Source organism: Devosia naphthalenivorans (genome assembly GCF_003056355.1).
In the GTDB taxonomy this organism is placed as follows: Bacteria; Pseudomonadota; Alphaproteobacteria; order Rhizobiales; family Devosiaceae; genus Devosia; species Devosia naphthalenivorans.
This window is the reverse complement of the sequence record NZ_PYVW01000004.1, coordinates 23,302-38,358: the sequence shown is the minus strand read 5'-3', so window position 1 is coordinate 38,358 and position 15,057 is coordinate 23,302. Positions and strand designations below refer to the sequence as shown.

Sequence of the window (15,057 nt, the reverse complement as noted above, 5' to 3'; positions counted from 1 at the left end):
AGCCTGTCGAACCACGAGGTCCGTTGCACGGAGCCGGAGAAATCGAATGAACAAGATCGCGCAAATCTTCGAAACTCTCGAATATGGCCCGGCGCCCGAAGCCGCCGATCAAGCAATCGCATGGCTCGATAGCCACGAGCGCAAATTCGGTCATTTCATCGATGGTGACTGGACCGAACCGGGCACAACCTTCGCAACGGACAATCCGGCCACCGGCGAAAAGCTGGCCGACCTGACGGAGGGAGCACCTGCGGACGTCGATCTTGCCGTCAACGCGGCCCGCGCCGCTTTTGGGCCGTGGAGCGCGCTGTCGGGCTACGAACGCGGCAAATATCTCTACGCCATCGCCCGCGCCATCCAGAAGCACTCACGCCTCTTCGCCGTGCTCGAAACCCTCGATAACGGCAAGCCGATCCGCGAGAGCCGCGACATCGATATTCCGCTGGTCGCCCGCCATTTCTACCACCACGCCGGCTGGGCGCAGCATCTGGCGCGCGAATTCCCCGATCAGGTGCCCTACGGCGTCTGTGGGCAGATCATCCCGTGGAATTTTCCGCTGCTGATGCTCGCCTGGAAGATTGCCCCGGCTCTTGCCGCAGGCAACACCGTCATTCTCAAGCCCGCCGAGTTCACCTCGCTGACTGCGCTGCTGTTCGCCGAGATCTGCCAACGCGTTGGCCTGCCCAAGGGCGTCGTCAACATCGTCACCGGCCAGGGTGAAACCGGGGAGGCCATCGTCACCCATAAGGGCATCGACAAGATCGCCTTCACCGGCTCCACCGAAGTGGGCAAGGCCATCCGCGCCGCAACGGCCGGCACCGGCAAGGGTCTCTCGCTCGAGCTTGGCGGCAAGTCGCCCTATATCGTCTTCGACGACGCAGACATCGACAGCGCCATCGAAGGGCTCGTCGATGCCATCTGGTTCAATCAGGGCCAGGTCTGCTGCGCCGGCTCGCAGCTTCTGGTGCAGGAGAGCATCGAGGAGCGCTTCATCACCAAGCTCAAGAAGCGCATGTCCACGCTGCGCGTCGGCGACCCGCTCGACAAGTCGGTGGACATCGGCGCGCTGGTCGCGCCAGTGCAGGTCGAGCGCATCCGTGACCTTATGCAGCGCGGCGCCGCGGAGGGCGCGGTGATCTATGAGCCCGATGGCGAATTGCCCGGCGGCACCTGCTTCCTCAAGCCCGTTCTGGTCACCAACGTTTCCCCCGCCAATACGATGGTGACCGAGGAAATCTTTGGACCGGTCCTCGTCGCCATGAGCTTCCGCACGCCCGAGGAAGCTGTCGCCTTGGCCAACAACACCCGCTATGGCCTTGCCGCCACCATCTGGAGTGAGAACATCAATCTGGCGCTTGATATCGCGCCCAGGATCAAGGCCGGCGTGGTCTGGATCAACGGCACCAACAATTTCGACGCCGCCGTCGGCTTCGGCGGCTACAAGGAAAGCGGTTTCGGTCGCGAAGGCGGCCGCGAAGGCATGGCAGCGTATTTGAAACCCGCTTGGGAGAAGGACCTCAAGCCCGCCCCCGCCCACAATGTCATCCCCGCAAAAACGGGAATCTCCCCCCTCGACGCCGCCCATCTCGACCAGACCGCAAAGAACTATATCGGCGGCAAGCAGGCCCGCCCCGACAGCGGCTATAGCCGCCCCGTGCTTGACCCCGCCGGGAAGCTCATCGGTGAAGTGGGCGACGGCAACCGCAAGGACATCCGCAACGCCGTGGAAGCGGCCCGCGCCGCTCTCGGTTGGTCTACCACCGCCGCTCACTCCCGCGCGCAAATCCTCTATTTCCTGGCAGAAAACCTAGACTATCGCCGTGACGAGTTCGCCGCGCGGATTCTGGCGCAGACCGGCGAAGACGGTGCGGAAGAAGTGGCGCTCTCCGTCGAACGCCTGTTCGCCTTCGCCGGCTGGGCCGACAAATACGATGGTGCGGTGCACAATCCGCCCTTGCGCGCTGTCGCCGCAGCCATGGTCGAGCCTCTCGGCGTCATGGGCATCGTCGCGCCGCTCTCCCGCCCGCTGCTTGGCTCGATCGCCTTGATCGCTCCGGCGCTGGCCATGGGCAATACCGTGGTGCTGGTCCCATCGGCCACATCGCCGCTGTCCATCACCGACCTCTATCAGGTCATGGAAACCTCCGACGTGCCTGCCGGGGTCGTCAACATCGTCACCGGCGACAGCGTGACCTTGGCAAAGACCCTGGCCGAACACGACGGCGTCGACGCCCTCTGGTTCGCCGGCTCCGCCGAAGCCTCGGCCATGGTGGAAAAAGCCTCGATCACCAATGTCAAACAGACCTGGACCACGCGTGGCCTCGACTACGATCTTGCCGACCGGCGTTTCGAGGGCGACTATTTCCTGAGCAAGGCCACACAGGTCAAGAACGTCTGGATTCCGTACGGGGCGTAGGACATGGTCTTCCTGCCCCAAGAGGTCATCATCAGGAAGCGCGACGGTGACGTCCTTCCAGCCGACGACATTGCGCAATTCATCGGCGGGTTCGCCGAGGGCACCGTTTCTCATGCCCAAGCGGCAGCCTTTGCCATGGCGGTGTACTTCAAGGACATGACCATGCCCGAGCGCGTGGCGCTCACCCTGGCCATGCGGGATTCCGGCACGGTGCTCGACTGGTCAGATCTGGACGGCCCTGTCGCGGACAAGCATTCCACTGGCGGGGTAGGGGACAATGTCTCCCTCATGCTCGCCCCGATCCTTGCCGCCATCGGCATCTATGTGCCGATGATCTCCGGGCGCGGCCTGGGGCATACGGGCGGCACGCTCGACAAGTTCGATGCCATCCCCGGCTACACCACCAGCCCGGACAATGCCCTTTTCCGTCATGTGGTCAAAAGCGCCGGCTGCGCCATTATCGGCCAGACCGCTGACCTCGCGCCGGCCGACAAGACACTTTACGCGATCCGGGACGTCACCGGCACGGTGGAATCCATCTCTCTGATCACCGCGTCCATCTTATCCAAGAAGCTGGCGGCCGGGCTTGGCGCCCTGATCCTCGACGTCAAGACCGGCTCCGGGGCCTTCATGCCCACGCTGGAGAATTCCAGGGATCTTGCCCAGAGCCTTGTCGACGTCGCCAATGGCGCAGGGCTCCAGACCTCTGCTCTGATCACCGACATGAACGAGCCGCTCGCCAGTGCCGCCGGCAACGGCCTCGAGGTCCGCAATGCCGTCGACTTCCTTACCGGCAAGCATCAGGATGCCCGCCTGAAAGAGGTGACGCTGGCTCTCTGCGCCGAGCTGGCCCTGATGACCGGAACGGCCAGCAGTGCCGCCGCTGCCCGCCAATTGGTCGAAGACGCGCTCGATAGTGGCCGCGCAGCCGAGCGCTTCGCTCGCATGGTTGCTGAACTCGGCGGACCAAGCGACTTCGTCGAGCGGATGGACGACTATCTGGCGCCCGCGCCCATCGTTCGCGATATTTTCGCGGACGATGAAGGCAAGGCCATCGACATCGACACGCGCGGCGTTGGCATGGCCGTGGTTGCGCTGGGCGGTGGCCGCGCCACCCCAACCGACACCATCGACCATGCCGTCGGCTTCGATCGGCTGGCCGGTCTCGGCACCAGGCTCTACGCAAAAACACCTATCGCCCGCATCCACGCTCGCGACGAGGCGTCGGCGGCCGATGCGGAGAAACGCCTCAAAGCCGCCTACCGTCTGGGCGACACGCCGCCGCGCAACCCACTGATCTCTGCCTCGGTCCCCCCGACTTAGCCCACCACGGAGTCATTCCCGCGAAAGCGGGAACCTCCGTTTTCTTGTCGCCACCGCAACAGAGCTTCCCGCTTTCGCGGGAATGACCCGGTGGGATAATTTCCCAAGGAGCCTGCAATGCCCCGCGCCATTCTCTGCATTCTCGATAGCGTCGGCATTGGCGGCGCGCCGGACGCCGACGCATACGGTGATACCGGCTCCAACACGTTTGGCCACATCGCCGAATGGGCCGCCACCGGCAAGGCCGACCGCCCCGGCCTGCGATCGGGGCCCCTCAATGTCCCCAACCTCGATGCGCTCGGCATCGGCGCGGCCATTAAGCTCTCAACCGGCACACTGCCGCCCGGTCTGTCAGCCACCCCCAAGGGTGGCCGCTTCGGTGTGGGCCGCGAAGTTTCCAAGGGCAAGGATACTCCATCCGGCCATTGGGAGATCGCAGGCGTGCCGGTGCCCTTCGAATGGGGCTATTTCCCGCAGTCGGAGCCAACCTTCCCGCCGCAGCTGATCGAAGACTTTATGGAACGTGCCGGACTCCCCGGCATCCTCGGCGACAAGCACGCCTCGGGCACCGATATCATCGCCGCCCTGGGCGACGAGCATATCCGGACCGGCAAGCCGATCTGCTACACCTCCATCGACAGCGTGTTCCAGATCGCCGCGCACGAAACCCATTTCGGCCTGAACAGACTCTACGAAATCTGCCAGATCGCCTTCGAGCTGACCGCCCCGATGATGATCGGCCGTGTCATCGCGCGGCCCTTCGTCGGCGAGAATGCCCAAAGCTTCAAGCGCACCGGCAATCGGCGCGACTTTGCCCTAGCCCCGCCCGAGCCGACACTGCTCGATCGAAACCAGGCGGCTGGCAACCAAGTCTATGCCATCGGCAAGATTTCCGACATCTATGCCGGCCATGGCGTCACCCACAAGCTCAAGGGCACCGGCATCCCTCAGCTCTTCGACAAGACGCTCGACGCCATGGAAATGGCCGCTGACAACGCCTTCATCATGACCAATTTCGTCGACTTCGACAGTGAATACGGTCACCGCCGCGACGTGCCAGGCTATGCCGCAGCGCTCGAACTGTTCGATGCTCGCCTGCCTGAGATGATCTCCAAGCTGCGGCACGATGATCTGCTGATCCTGACGGCTGATCACGGCAACGATCCGACTTGGCCTGGCACCGATCACACCCGAGAACAGGTGCCGATCCTGGTTTTTTCCCCAAGCCTGTCACCGGGAGAGATTGGCATTCGCCCCACCTTCGCTGATATAGGTGAAAGCATAGCCCACTGGCTCGGACTTGATCCCGGCCGGCACGGCAAGAGTTTTCTCTAAGACACGGGTGTTTCCATGAGCAACGTCACCATCATCGATCACCCGCTGATTCAGCACAAGCTGACCATCATGCGCAACAAGGAGACCTCCATAGCGGGGTTCCGCCGCCTGCTGCGCGAGATTGCGCATCTGATGTGCTACGAGGTGACCCGCGATCTCGAGTTGGAACTGATCGACATCGAAACCCCGATGGCGCCGATGAAGTCTCCGGCAATCAAGGGCAAGAAGCTGGTCTTTGCTTCCATCCTGCGTGCCGGCAACGGCCTTTTGGATGGCATGTTGGATCTGGTGCCGGCGGCACGTGTGGCCCATATCGGCATGTATCGTGACCACGAAACTCTGGAGCCGGTGGAATACTACTTCAAGGCACCGTCAAACCTTGAAGACCGCCTGATCATCGTGGTTGACCCGATGCTGGCAACAGCGAATTCCGCCACCGTTGCGATCGACAAGCTCAAGCAATTGGGCGCCAACGATATCCGCTTCCTGTGCCTGCTGGCGGCGCCCGAAGGCGTCAAGCGGTTCACCGAAGCCCATCCCGACGTGCCGGTTTACACCGCGGCAATCGATAGCCATCTCAACGAGCAGGGCTATATCATCCCCGGCCTCGGCGACGCCGGCGACCGTATGTACGGCACCAAATAGCATGTCCAAGCTCGTTCACTCGATGATCCGGGTTATCGACGAGGCCCGCTCGGTTGATTTCTATGAACAGGCCTTCGGGTTGACGGTGCAGGAGCGCATTGAGTTCCCCGATTTCGCGCTGATCTACCTCGCCACCGGGTCCGGTGGTTTTGAGCTTGAACTGACCGTGAATTTCGGCCGCACCGAACCCTATGATCTGGGCGATGGTTACGGGCACTTGGCAGTGGTGGTTGATGACGTAGACGCTGAACACGCTCGGCTTACAGAGCTCGGCTACGGCCCGCGCAAGCTCGTCGATTTCAACAATGGCGGCGTACCCGTTGCCCGCTTCTTTTTCATCGCCGATCCCGACGGCTACCAGATCGAAGTGATCCAGAAAGGCCGCCGGTTCGGTTAAGGGCGCTACTTCGCCTTGAGCGGCAGCCCCAGCCCGATCAGTTCCTTGCGCAAGGTCACGGGGTCCTTGAAGTGGATTCCGTGCATGCCGAACTTGCGGGCGGATGTGATGTTGGGTTCGCTATCGTCGATGAACACGCAGCTCTCGGGTGCCAGGCCATAGCGCTCGCAGAACACGCGATAGATCCGTGGGTCCGGCTTCACCATGCCTTCCAGGCCCGAGACGATCACCCCGTCGAACTTCTCGAGGAACGGCCAGTCTGGCAGGCAACTCACCCACTTCTCCCAGGAGAAATTGGTGATGGCGAAAGTCGGGATCTCCTGCTCGACCAGTTCGTCATGAATATCGATCGTGCCCTGAATGAAGCCGCCGAGTGTTTCCTTCCAGCGCAAGTCAAACGCCTGGATTTCGCGCCAATACTTGGGAAAGCGAGTGATAAGCTTGGCAACACCCTCGGAGTAAATCTCCCCGGCATCGAACTCCAAATTCCACTCCAGCGTGCAGACGCTTTCCTGGAACCACTGCGCATCCTCCTCGCTCTCGAAGAGCTTGCGGAACAGATACATCGGGTTCCAGTCAACGAACACGCCGCCAAGGTCAAACACAGGAACAAGCGTATCGGTCATGCGGAAAACTCTACCAGTGAGGGGAAGCTGGCTGGCTTGTGGCACGAGCCCCGGCAAGGTGCAAGCGCAGGCTCACTTGATATCGATGTCTCCGCCAAAGCGTGGCAGAAAGAAGTTTTCGCGGTAAAGATTGATGGGCGAAGTGTAGACGATCCCGTAAAGCGGGGTATAGGGCAGGCGCGTTTCCGCTACGATGACGAACTGGCCTTCGGCGATGGCGATAACTGATTGGGGTAACGGATAGCTGCTGTTATCCTCTCGGTTCAGCGCATTGTCTGGCACTTGGTTCATGAAACCTCGCGACCAGACGACTTCCGCCTCACCGTTCTCCACCTTCACCTGCGTCACGATCTGGACCATGCCGTCCACCACATAGGGCGAGACAATGCCGCTAGCCACTTTGACGTAGTCCAGTAGATCAGCGGTGAGGATTTCTCCTTCCGACCGCGACACCAGATCGCCCACCGCCCCCGATATCAGCTGAACCTTGCGGTCCATGCTGATCAACACACTCCCTTCATTGGCGCCGACATAAAGCATCAGCATGACCGGCAGGATCAGTGCGAACTCCACCGCTGCAGCACCGGCCTGAGCTGCCCTGAAGCGGCGAAGCTTTGCAATCAGCTGGTTTGCCAATCTCATGTGAACGGCTCGTTGCGCAACACTGTCGTCCCGCTCATCAAGCGGGTTCCGTCACCAAGATTGCCGAGGTGATACCCCCCCAAACTGACGATGGCGGGCCATTTGTAATAGACCTGCACGACAACAATGCTGGAACCCTGGCCAGCAGAAAAGACTTCTGGACGCGTCCAGTCGCAGGCATCTTTCTTGCAATTGGCGAAGTCGATCGGCGCACTGATCGTGATGTCCGAGAACCTGCCTGTATCTTGTACGTCGACCTCGACGTGCAGGGCGTCGCAGTTGGTGAACAATCCATACAGCCGCTCGCAAACGCGGTCCTTGAAATCCTGCGCGGTCGTGATCCCCATTTCGCGTACCTGGCCGGTACGGATCAGGCGGCTGACGTCCTGCACGGCGGTGTCCAGGATCTGACCCGACAGAAACACGACGGCGGTTTCGAGTATGGCCCCCACGATCATGAAAAAGGGCAGGGCAAGCAGCCCGAATTCAACGGCGGTTGCGCCTCTCTCATCGCGCAGAAGCTTCGACCGCTGGAGTCCCAACAGCCTTCTGCCTACCACCGATGCGAACCTGCTTGTCACGACACCGCACTCTTGTTGCGAGCGTAGTCTAGGAGCGGGGCACTAATTGAACATTTAGACTGTGTGATTGAACCGCCAGAGTTACGAATGGCGTTAACAGTCTGCTACCGTTGAGCCTCAGTTTTGCCCGATGGTCTGAATCAGCTGGGCCGAGGCAATCGCTTCACCCGAGAAGCCGGGGTCGTCGCCCATGGTAATCGTATTCTGGCAGACGGGCGCACAGGCAAGGCTGGTGCGTGCCTGTCCCTGGAACACGGTGAGCGTGCCGGCCTGCATCTGCACAACCTCGATGATCGTGTCGGCGATGGGCGTGCCTGCGCTATCGAGAACGATCAGATTGGTTTGCCCGTAACTCTTGCCCGTGAGCACCAGCGTCTGCGGGTCCTGGATCAGCACGTCCGCTATCCCGGGATTGCCAACGATCACCGTCGCTGCAGAAGCATTGATGCGCAGGATGCGCGCCATGTTCACATTGACATTGATAGGCGCATCGGCCGCAAGACTGGCAAGTGGCGCGACGGCGGACCCGAAGAGGCCGAGAGCGAGGGTAATGGCAAGATGTTTACGCATGAACGGGTCCGGCGGCACAGATACACTGCAAGACAGTTTCGTCTCGAATAGTGAATAATTCACAAACAGTCATAACTGCTGGCTTGATGTGCCCGGTGGTAAAGGCTTGTTCCTGCGTGCCGATCATCTTCATAATACATGGCAAGTAAGTATAATTGCAGTAGAGGCGTGCCGCCCGCCGTCCGGCTGAAGGGCGTTTCGCATTTGATCGATTCCGGTAACCGGTTGATATCTATGTAATATTCTAGGCAGGACGGCGTAGTGTCCCGAGCTCGCAATTAACGCAATTTCAAGACGTCGCGAATAGCTTCCAAATTGTTCGATGTGTGACGTGTCGAACGATGAGCGTCACTAGATGACGTAGTAATGGAGCCTGGTAATGAACATCTTCGCACGCTTCGCGCAGGACGAGTCTGGCGCGACCGCAATTGAATACGGCCTTATCGCCGCCCTGATCGCTGTTGGTATCATCGTGGCAGCAACCACCCTTGGTGGCAGCCTATCGGGCCTATTTAACGATATCAGCGACCGGTTGGATGACACTGTAGTGCCGGCGGCCCCGGCTCCTGCTGGCGGCTAAGACACCTATCTAACTTGGAAGGGGGGCCTCGTGCCCCCCTTTTTCGTTTTCCTTAACTCCACTGCACTACACTTCCGGTCAAACCATCCGGAGCCCGAGATGTCCTCCATAGCGCTGCTGATATTCCCGTTCGCCATGGCCTTTGCGGCAACCTCGGACCTGCTGACCATGCGAATTTCCAACAAGTTGGTGATGCTGCTTGTCGGGGCTTTCCTGATTGTGGCGCTGGCCACCGGACTGCCACTGCCCGAATTTGCCATGCACCTGACTTGCGCGCTGGTGGTGCTTGTGGTGGGTTTTGCGTTCTTTGCTTTTGGCTGGATCGGGGGGGGAGATGCGAAGCTGGCTGCTGCGACTTCGCTTTGGCTTGGCTTCGGTCTTGCTCTGCCTTTTTTGATTTATGCTGCGCTTTTGGGCGGACTTCTGACCCTGGTTATTTTGGCTTTCCGCCGTTTGCCACTGATGCCCCTGATCGCCCGCTTCCGCTGGATCGAGCGCCTGCACGATCGCAAGTCGGGCGTGCCTTATGGCGTAGCTCTCGCTGCCGCTGGTTTACTGGTCTACTCGAACTCGGCAATGTTCGCCCGTCTCGCCGCCTGACCTTTTGAAGTAAACGTCGCCCGAGAGTGACCGATTATTTGTTCGCTCTTGCATTTTGAAGAAATTTACTAGTCGTTAACTCTTCCGGCAAAGTTTCGGTTAACCAAACTTTGACCCTTTCGGTTCATGATTCATCCGGTGGAAATGGACGTCTGCGTCCTGCCTAGCTCCGGAGTACCAGATGAAGCCGGCCCGTTTGATATTGCTGCTCGTCGCCATCATTGCAGGCGGCCTGGCAGCTTTTCTGGTGACGCGTGGCGGCCCGGCACCCGAGCAGGTCATTACCACCGAGGTCATCGAAGAGGCCAAGACGCAGGTTCTGGTCGCAAGTCTGCCGATCGGCGTGGGCGAGCGGCTGGCACCCACCAAACTGCAATGGCAGGATTGGCCGGAAGGCGCCGTGCGCCCGGAATACGTCACCATTGCCGCCATGCCGGACGCCACCACGGACCTGACCGGTGCCGTGGCGCGCTTCGAATTTTTCCCGGGAGAGCCGATCCGCGAGGCCAAGCTGGCCCGCACCGACCAGGGGTATCTGTCGGCAGTTCTGGCGCCCGGCATGCGGGCCGTGTCGGTGCCTGTTACAGCCGCTTCCAGCGCCGGCGGCTTTGTGCTGCCCAATGATCATGTCGACGTGCTGCTGACGACCAGCACCGATGCCGGTCAGGTATCCGAACTTGTTCTGTCCAATGTACGCATTTTAGCGATCGGCAAGCGCCTGGGCGAGGTGGGCGTCAGCGGTGGCCAGGAAGATCCTGCGGCCGCAGCACCCACCCCGATCACCTTCGATGATGCCACCATCGCGACCATCGAACTCGATCCGGGCCAAGCCGAAGCCCTTGTCACGGCGGCGACGCGCGGCCAGCTGTCCCTCACCCTGCGCTCGGTAGCAGACTTCGTCGACAACGGTTCATACACCAGCGCGGCTTCCAGCCAGACCGTGCGCCTGATCCGCTTCGGCAAGGAGCAGAGCATCAGCGCGGGCACGACCGTCAGCAGCGTCAGCCCACAAACCGACCCCACCGTATTGCCGGATTCGACGATCCCGCTGGGACCTGTAACGCCGATCGTGCCGGCCGCGGCGCAAGACATGCCGCGCTAGGGTGGAGACAATAATGTCCAGGATTTCCAATAGTCTTCCCCGCCTGATCAAGGCTTCGGCACTCGCCCTGCTCATGGCTGCCACGGCGATAGCAATTTCTCCGGTGCTGGCCGGAGAAAACCAGATCACCATCTCGCCCAATTCCTACGGCGCTACGCGCAAGGTGGAAATCGAGCTCAACAAGACGGTTCTGGTGGATCTGCCGGCAGGTGCCGCCGAGGTCATCGTGGCCCAGCCGGGCGTCGCAGCAGCCATCATGCGCACGCGCAGCCGGGCCATTCTTCAGGGCATCACTGGCGGCGACACCAACGTCTTTTTCATCGACGACCAGGGCCGCACCATCGCCGTGCTGGACGTGAAGGTGATCGAAGAGCCGTCCCAGGTCGGCAACGCGCTGGAAACCGCGCTTGCTCGCGTCATTCCGGGTTCGAGAATTTCGGTGGAGTCGGTGACCCTGGGGTCGGACACCAATCGGGTCGTGCTGACGGGAACGGTGCTGTCGGGTGAAGACAAGGAGCGCGCCACCTCGATAGCCGTGCAGTTTGCCGGCGCCCCCGAGAACGTGGCCAACATCCTGGACATCACCGGCAACCAGCAGGTCATGCTGCAGGTCACCGTTTCGGAAGTGAACCGGGATGTCGCCAAGCAGTTTGGTATCAATCTGTCGGGCTCGCTCAGCGTCGGCAGCGTCAATTTCGGCTTCAATGCTCCAACTGCAGCCACGCCGGCCTACAGCGCCACCGGCGATTTCGGCATCGGCAATCTGCAGCTGAACGCGGCCATTCGCGCCCTGGAAACCCGTGGCGGACTGCGGGTTCTGGCGCAGCCGACGCTGACGGCGATTTCGGGTCAGCCCGCCGAGTTCAAGGTCGGCGGTGAATTCCCCATTCCCCTCCTCGATGACAATGGCAATACCATCATCACCTACAAGGAATACGGCATAACCCTGGATTTCACGCCGGTGGTCAAGTCCAACGGCCTTGTCGCGCTGACGATCGACACCGGCGTTTCGGAAGTCCAGACGGGCACTTACGCTCTCACCAATCGGTCGGCCAAAACCGCAGTGGAACTTCAGCCGGGCACTACGCTGGCGATCGGTGGCCTGTTGCAGGAGCGCAGCAGCCAGCAAATCGAGCAGATGCCGGGCCTGGGCAATATCCCAATTCTGGGAGCCCTGTTCCGCTCGCGCGACTTCCAGTCACAGCAGACCGAGCTGGTGATCCTGGTCACCCCCTATCTGGTAGCGGCAAGCCCGTTGAATGCCATAGCCGTGCCGACTGACCATACGGTGCCATCCAGCGATGCTGAGGCGATTTTCCTGGGCAAGATGGAAAGCATGTACGGCGTCGGAACCAGCGGCGCCATGCGCGGCAGCATTTCGGGTTCCGTGGGTTTTGTTCTCGACTAGGGAAAAGCGATGATCCCTGGCGAAGGAGTGTTTGTTTCATGAGTTTCCTCACCCCTGACGTCCGAGCAAAGGAAGAGCCCGCAGCAGATATTGCTCCGGGCGCGCGCCTCATTCCGCGCATCACCATTCAGGCGTTCTGTGAGAACTCGCAGACGGCCCAATTGGTGGAGAGCGCCATTCATGACCGGCGCATGTCCAAGGTCGCGCTGACCACCCATAATGGGGGCATCGACGGCGCGGTGGAAACCTACAAATCCAATCCGACGCCGAACCTGATCATCGTCGAGACGGTTCTCTCGCCGGGCGAAATTCCCAAGGCGCTGGAACGTCTCGCCGAGGTCTGCGATGCCTCGACGCGGGTCGTCGTGCTTGGCCATGCAAATGACGTGGTGCTCTATCGCGAACTGATCCGCTCGGGCATCTCGGAATACATCGTGCTGCCCGCAACGGCGCAGCAGATCGTGACGGCGATAACCGAGCTGTTCGCGTCCGAGAATGCCGCACCCATCGGGCGCACAGTGGGCTTCGTGTCCGCCAAGGGCGGCGCCGGCGGTTCCACCGTGGCGCATAATGTGTGCTGGGCGATCGCAACCGTGCTGCGGCAGGATAGCGTGATCCTCGATATGGATCTGCCCTTCGGCACGGCGGGCCTCAACTTCAATCAGGACCCCCCGCATGGGCTGGCCGATGCCATCACGGCCAACCAGAAGGTTGACCAGACCATGCTCGACCGCCTGATGAGCAAGGCGGCCAGCCACATCAACCTGCTGACGGCTCCCGTGACGCTGGATCGCACCTTCGATTTCGAAGAGCGCGAGTTCGAATCCGTCATCGAGATGTGCCAGAACACCATGCCCGTCGTGGTGCTCGATATCCCCCACGCCTGGAATGCCTGGGTCCGCCAGACGCTTGCGACCATCGACGAAGTGGTGATCGTCGCCGAGCCGGACCTGGCCAATCTGCGCAATGCCAAGAACCTTGCCGATACCGTCAAGGCCCTTCGCCCGACCGAGAGCGCACCATGCCTCGTGCTCAACCAGGTGGGGATGCCGCGCCGTCCCGAAATCAGTCCAGGCGAGTTCGCCCAGTCGGTCGAATGCCAGTTGCTGGGCCAGATCCCGTTCGACGCGGCCCTGTTCGGCACCGCCGCCAATAACGGTCAGATGATCGCTGAGGTCGCGGCCAACAACAAGATCAACGAAGTTTATCGCGCTATCGGCATGCATGTTACCGGGCGCAATGCGGCCCATATCGGGGGCAAGTCATCAAGCCTGATGAAGCTGCCCTCGTTCCTCAAGAAGCGGGCCTGAACGGTCCGTTGAAACGATAGGACGACCATGTTTGGTAAGCGCACATCATTTGGTGGCAACACCCCGGGCGTCAGCGAAGTCGCGCGCCCGATCCCCAGCGCACCGCCGCGGGTCGATACCCCTGCACAGATCAAGCGGGCCGCGGAAAGCGACGCCATGGCCGCCCGCATGCGGAGCAGCGAAGACGTCATCGACGTGCGCGCCCCTGCGGAAGCGGCGCGCGACAAGGAATATTTCCAGACCAAGTCGGCCATCTTCAATGCGTTGATCGATTCCATCGACCTCAGCCAACTCGCCACCATGGAGCAGGATGCGGCGCGCGAGGAAATCCGCGATATCGTCGCCGAGATCATCGCGCTCAAATCCATCATCATGTCCATCTCCGAGCAGGAAGACCTGCTCGAGGACATCTGCAACGACGTGCTGGGCTATGGCCCGCTCGAGCCGCTGCTGGCGCGCGACGACATCGCCGATATCATGGTGAATGGCTCCCAGCGTTGCTACATCGAAGTCGCCGGCAAGGTGAAGCTGACCAATGTGCGCTTCCGTGACGATGCGCATTTGATGAACGTCTGCCAGCGCATCGTCAGCCAGGTCGGCCGCCGCGTCGATGAAAGCTCGCCGATCTGTGACGCCCGCCTGCCGGACGGTTCGCGCGTCAACGTCATCGCGCCGCCGCTCGCCATCGATGGTGCAGCGCTCACCATCCGAAAGTTCAAGAAGGACAAGCTGACCCTCCAGCAGCTGGTCAAATACAATTCCATCTCCCCCGAAGGCGCCGAGGTGCTGCGCATCCTGGGCCGGGTGCGGGCCAATGTGCTGATTTCGGGTGGTACCGGTTCGGGCAAGACGACGCTGCTCAACTGCCTCACCGCGTTCATCGAAAAAGACGAGCGCGTCATCACCTGCGAAGACTCGGCTGAACTCCAGCTGCAGCAGCCGCACGTCGTCCGTCTCGAAACCCGTCCGCCGAACCTCGAAGGCGAAGGCGAGATCACCATGCGCGATCTCATCAAGAACTGCCTGCGTATGCGCCCCGAACGCATCATCGTCGGCGAAGTTCGTGGCCCCGAGAGCTTCGATCTGCTCCAGGCCATGAACACGGGCCATGACGGCTCCATGGGCACGCTGCACGCCAACAGCCCGCGTGAAGCCCTGTCGCGCCTTGAATCCATGATCACCATGGGCGGCTATTCGCTGCCCAGCCGCACTATCCGCGAGATGATCACTTCATCCATCGACGTCGTGGTGCAGGCCGCGCGCCTGCGCGATGGCTCGCGCCGCATCACCCACATCACCGAGATTCTTGGGATGGAAGGCGACGTGATCGTGACGCAGGACATTTTCCTCTACGACATCATCGGCGAAGATTCGAACGGCATGCTGGTCGGCCGCCACCGCTCGACCGGCATCACCAAGCCGCAGTTCGCCGAGCGGGCCCGCTACTTCAACGAAGAAGCCAATCTCGTCGAAGCACTCGAAAAGTCCAACACCGAACAGCGCGAACTGCTGGATTCCTGAA

The 15,057-nt window shown here is 61.2% G+C and carries 15 protein-coding genes; 11 read left to right on the top strand and 4 right to left on the bottom strand.

Annotated elements, in window-relative coordinates; translation table 11 throughout:
- The first annotated feature begins 46 nt into the window (after positions 1 to 46).
- The 5 genes from C8264_RS07490 (at position 47) to C8264_RS07470 (ending at position 6,116) form a co-directional block, all read left to right on the top strand.
- Positions 47 to 2,416, top strand: coding sequence for an aldehyde dehydrogenase family protein (locus tag C8264_RS07490; protein ID WP_108460363.1), 2,370 nt, complete (start codon positions 47 to 49; stop codon positions 2,414 to 2,416).
- Between the two features lie 3 nt (positions 2,417 to 2,419).
- On the top strand, positions 2,420 to 3,739 hold the full coding sequence (deoA, locus tag C8264_RS07485; protein WP_108460362.1) for a thymidine phosphorylase: 1,320 nt from the start codon (positions 2,420 to 2,422) through the stop codon (positions 3,737 to 3,739).
- A 117-nt stretch (positions 3,740 to 3,856) separates the two neighbouring features.
- Positions 3,857 to 5,074 carry a phosphopentomutase gene (locus C8264_RS07480; RefSeq protein ID WP_108460361.1) on the top strand — a complete coding sequence of 406 codons (1,218 nt, stop codon included), beginning with the start codon at positions 3,857 to 3,859 and terminating at the stop codon, positions 5,072 to 5,074.
- Positions 5,075 to 5,089: 15 nt separating this feature from the next.
- Positions 5,090 to 5,719: a uracil phosphoribosyltransferase gene (upp, locus tag C8264_RS07475; RefSeq protein ID WP_108460360.1), complete on the top strand. Its 630-nt coding sequence runs from the start codon at positions 5,090 to 5,092 to the stop codon at positions 5,717 to 5,719.
- A 1-nt stretch (position 5,720) separates the two neighbouring features.
- Complete coding sequence (locus C8264_RS07470) at positions 5,721 to 6,116, top strand: VOC family protein (protein WP_108460359.1); 396 nt, start codon at positions 5,721 to 5,723, stop codon at positions 6,114 to 6,116.
- 5 nt (positions 6,117 to 6,121) lie between these two features.
- Here the strand turns inward: C8264_RS07470 and C8264_RS07465 are convergent, their stop codons facing one another.
- The 4 genes from C8264_RS07465 to C8264_RS07450 all read right to left on the bottom strand — a co-directional run bounded on the left by C8264_RS07465 (position 6,122) and on the right by C8264_RS07450 (position 8,535).
- Positions 6,122 to 6,742: an HAD family hydrolase gene (locus tag C8264_RS07465; RefSeq protein ID WP_108460358.1), complete on the bottom strand. Its 621-nt coding sequence runs from the start codon at positions 6,740 to 6,742 to the stop codon at positions 6,122 to 6,124.
- A gap of 72 nt (positions 6,743 to 6,814) precedes the next feature.
- Positions 6,815 to 7,384, bottom strand: coding sequence for a TadE/TadG family type IV pilus assembly protein (locus C8264_RS07460; RefSeq protein ID WP_108460357.1), 570 nt, complete (start codon positions 7,382 to 7,384; stop codon positions 6,815 to 6,817).
- Positions 7,381 to 7,965: a TadE/TadG family type IV pilus assembly protein gene (locus C8264_RS07455; RefSeq protein WP_108460356.1), complete on the bottom strand. Its 585-nt coding sequence runs from the start codon at positions 7,963 to 7,965 to the stop codon at positions 7,381 to 7,383. Before C8264_RS07455 ends, C8264_RS07460 begins: the two co-directional genes overlap by 4 nt.
- 117 nt (positions 7,966 to 8,082) lie before the next feature.
- The gene (locus tag C8264_RS07450; protein ID WP_108460355.1) at positions 8,083 to 8,535 is read right to left on the bottom strand and encodes a pilus assembly protein N-terminal domain-containing protein; all 453 of its coding nucleotides are present in this window, start codon (positions 8,533 to 8,535) and stop codon (positions 8,083 to 8,085) included.
- A gap of 379 nt (positions 8,536 to 8,914) precedes the next feature.
- Here C8264_RS07450 and C8264_RS07445 point away from each other — a divergent pair, with 379 nt between their 5' ends.
- The 6 genes from C8264_RS07445 (at position 8,915) to C8264_RS07420 (ending at position 15,056) form a co-directional block, all read left to right on the top strand.
- Positions 8,915 to 9,115: a Flp family type IVb pilin gene (locus C8264_RS07445; protein WP_108460354.1), complete on the top strand. Its 201-nt coding sequence runs from the start codon at positions 8,915 to 8,917 to the stop codon at positions 9,113 to 9,115.
- 99 nt (positions 9,116 to 9,214) lie between these two features.
- Positions 9,215 to 9,715 carry an A24 family peptidase gene (locus C8264_RS07440; protein WP_108460353.1) on the top strand — a complete coding sequence of 167 codons (501 nt, stop codon included), beginning with the start codon at positions 9,215 to 9,217 and terminating at the stop codon, positions 9,713 to 9,715.
- A gap of 181 nt (positions 9,716 to 9,896) precedes the next feature.
- Entirely contained in the window at positions 9,897 to 10,817 is a 921-nt protein-coding gene (gene cpaB / locus C8264_RS07435) for a Flp pilus assembly protein CpaB (protein ID WP_108460352.1), read from the top strand.
- Positions 10,818 to 10,830: 13 nt separating this feature from the next.
- The gene (locus C8264_RS07430; RefSeq protein WP_108460351.1) at positions 10,831 to 12,225 is read left to right on the top strand and encodes a type II and III secretion system protein family protein; all 1,395 of its coding nucleotides are present in this window, start codon (positions 10,831 to 10,833) and stop codon (positions 12,223 to 12,225) included.
- A 38-nt stretch (positions 12,226 to 12,263) separates the two neighbouring features.
- Complete coding sequence (locus tag C8264_RS07425; RefSeq protein WP_108460350.1) at positions 12,264 to 13,535, top strand: CpaE/TadZ family protein; 1,272 nt, start codon at positions 12,264 to 12,266, stop codon at positions 13,533 to 13,535.
- 27 nt (positions 13,536 to 13,562) lie between these two features.
- Positions 13,563 to 15,056 (top strand): TadA family conjugal transfer-associated ATPase, encoded by a 1,494-nt coding sequence (locus C8264_RS07420; protein WP_245892979.1) that lies wholly within the window; start codon positions 13,563 to 13,565, stop codon positions 15,054 to 15,056.
- Position 15,057: the final 1 nt, after the last annotated feature.

What these genes read in the sequence shown, in the direction of transcription:
- C8264_RS07490 (WP_108460363.1), top strand. Translation starts at nt 47, where the DNA reads ATGAACAAGATCGCGCAAATCTTCGAAACTCTCGAATATGGCCCGGCG.
- deoA (WP_108460362.1), top strand. Translation starts at nt 2,420, where the DNA reads ATGGTCTTCCTGCCCCAAGAGGTCATCATCAGGAAGCGCGACGGTGAC.
- C8264_RS07480 (WP_108460361.1), top strand. Translation starts at nt 3,857, where the DNA reads ATGCCCCGCGCCATTCTCTGCATTCTCGATAGCGTCGGCATTGGCGGC.
- upp (WP_108460360.1), top strand. Translation starts at nt 5,090, where the DNA reads ATGAGCAACGTCACCATCATCGATCACCCGCTGATTCAGCACAAGCTG.
- C8264_RS07470 (WP_108460359.1), top strand. Translation starts at nt 5,721, where the DNA reads ATGTCCAAGCTCGTTCACTCGATGATCCGGGTTATCGACGAGGCCCGC.
- C8264_RS07465 (WP_108460358.1), bottom strand. Translation starts at nt 6,742, where the DNA reads ATGACCGATACGCTTGTTCCTGTGTTTGACCTTGGCGGCGTGTTCGTT.
- C8264_RS07460 (WP_108460357.1), bottom strand. Translation starts at nt 7,384, where the DNA reads ATGAGATTGGCAAACCAGCTGATTGCAAAGCTTCGCCGCTTCAGGGCA.
- C8264_RS07450 (WP_108460355.1), bottom strand. Translation starts at nt 8,535, where the DNA reads ATGCGTAAACATCTTGCCATTACCCTCGCTCTCGGCCTCTTCGGGTCC.
- C8264_RS07445 (WP_108460354.1), top strand. Translation starts at nt 8,915, where the DNA reads ATGAACATCTTCGCACGCTTCGCGCAGGACGAGTCTGGCGCGACCGCA.
- C8264_RS07440 (WP_108460353.1), top strand. Translation starts at nt 9,215, where the DNA reads ATGTCCTCCATAGCGCTGCTGATATTCCCGTTCGCCATGGCCTTTGCG.
- cpaB (WP_108460352.1), top strand. Translation starts at nt 9,897, where the DNA reads ATGAAGCCGGCCCGTTTGATATTGCTGCTCGTCGCCATCATTGCAGGC.
- C8264_RS07430 (WP_108460351.1), top strand. Translation starts at nt 10,831, where the DNA reads ATGTCCAGGATTTCCAATAGTCTTCCCCGCCTGATCAAGGCTTCGGCA.
- C8264_RS07425 (WP_108460350.1), top strand. Translation starts at nt 12,264, where the DNA reads ATGAGTTTCCTCACCCCTGACGTCCGAGCAAAGGAAGAGCCCGCAGCA.
- C8264_RS07420 (WP_245892979.1), top strand. Translation starts at nt 13,563, where the DNA reads ATGTTTGGTAAGCGCACATCATTTGGTGGCAACACCCCGGGCGTCAGC.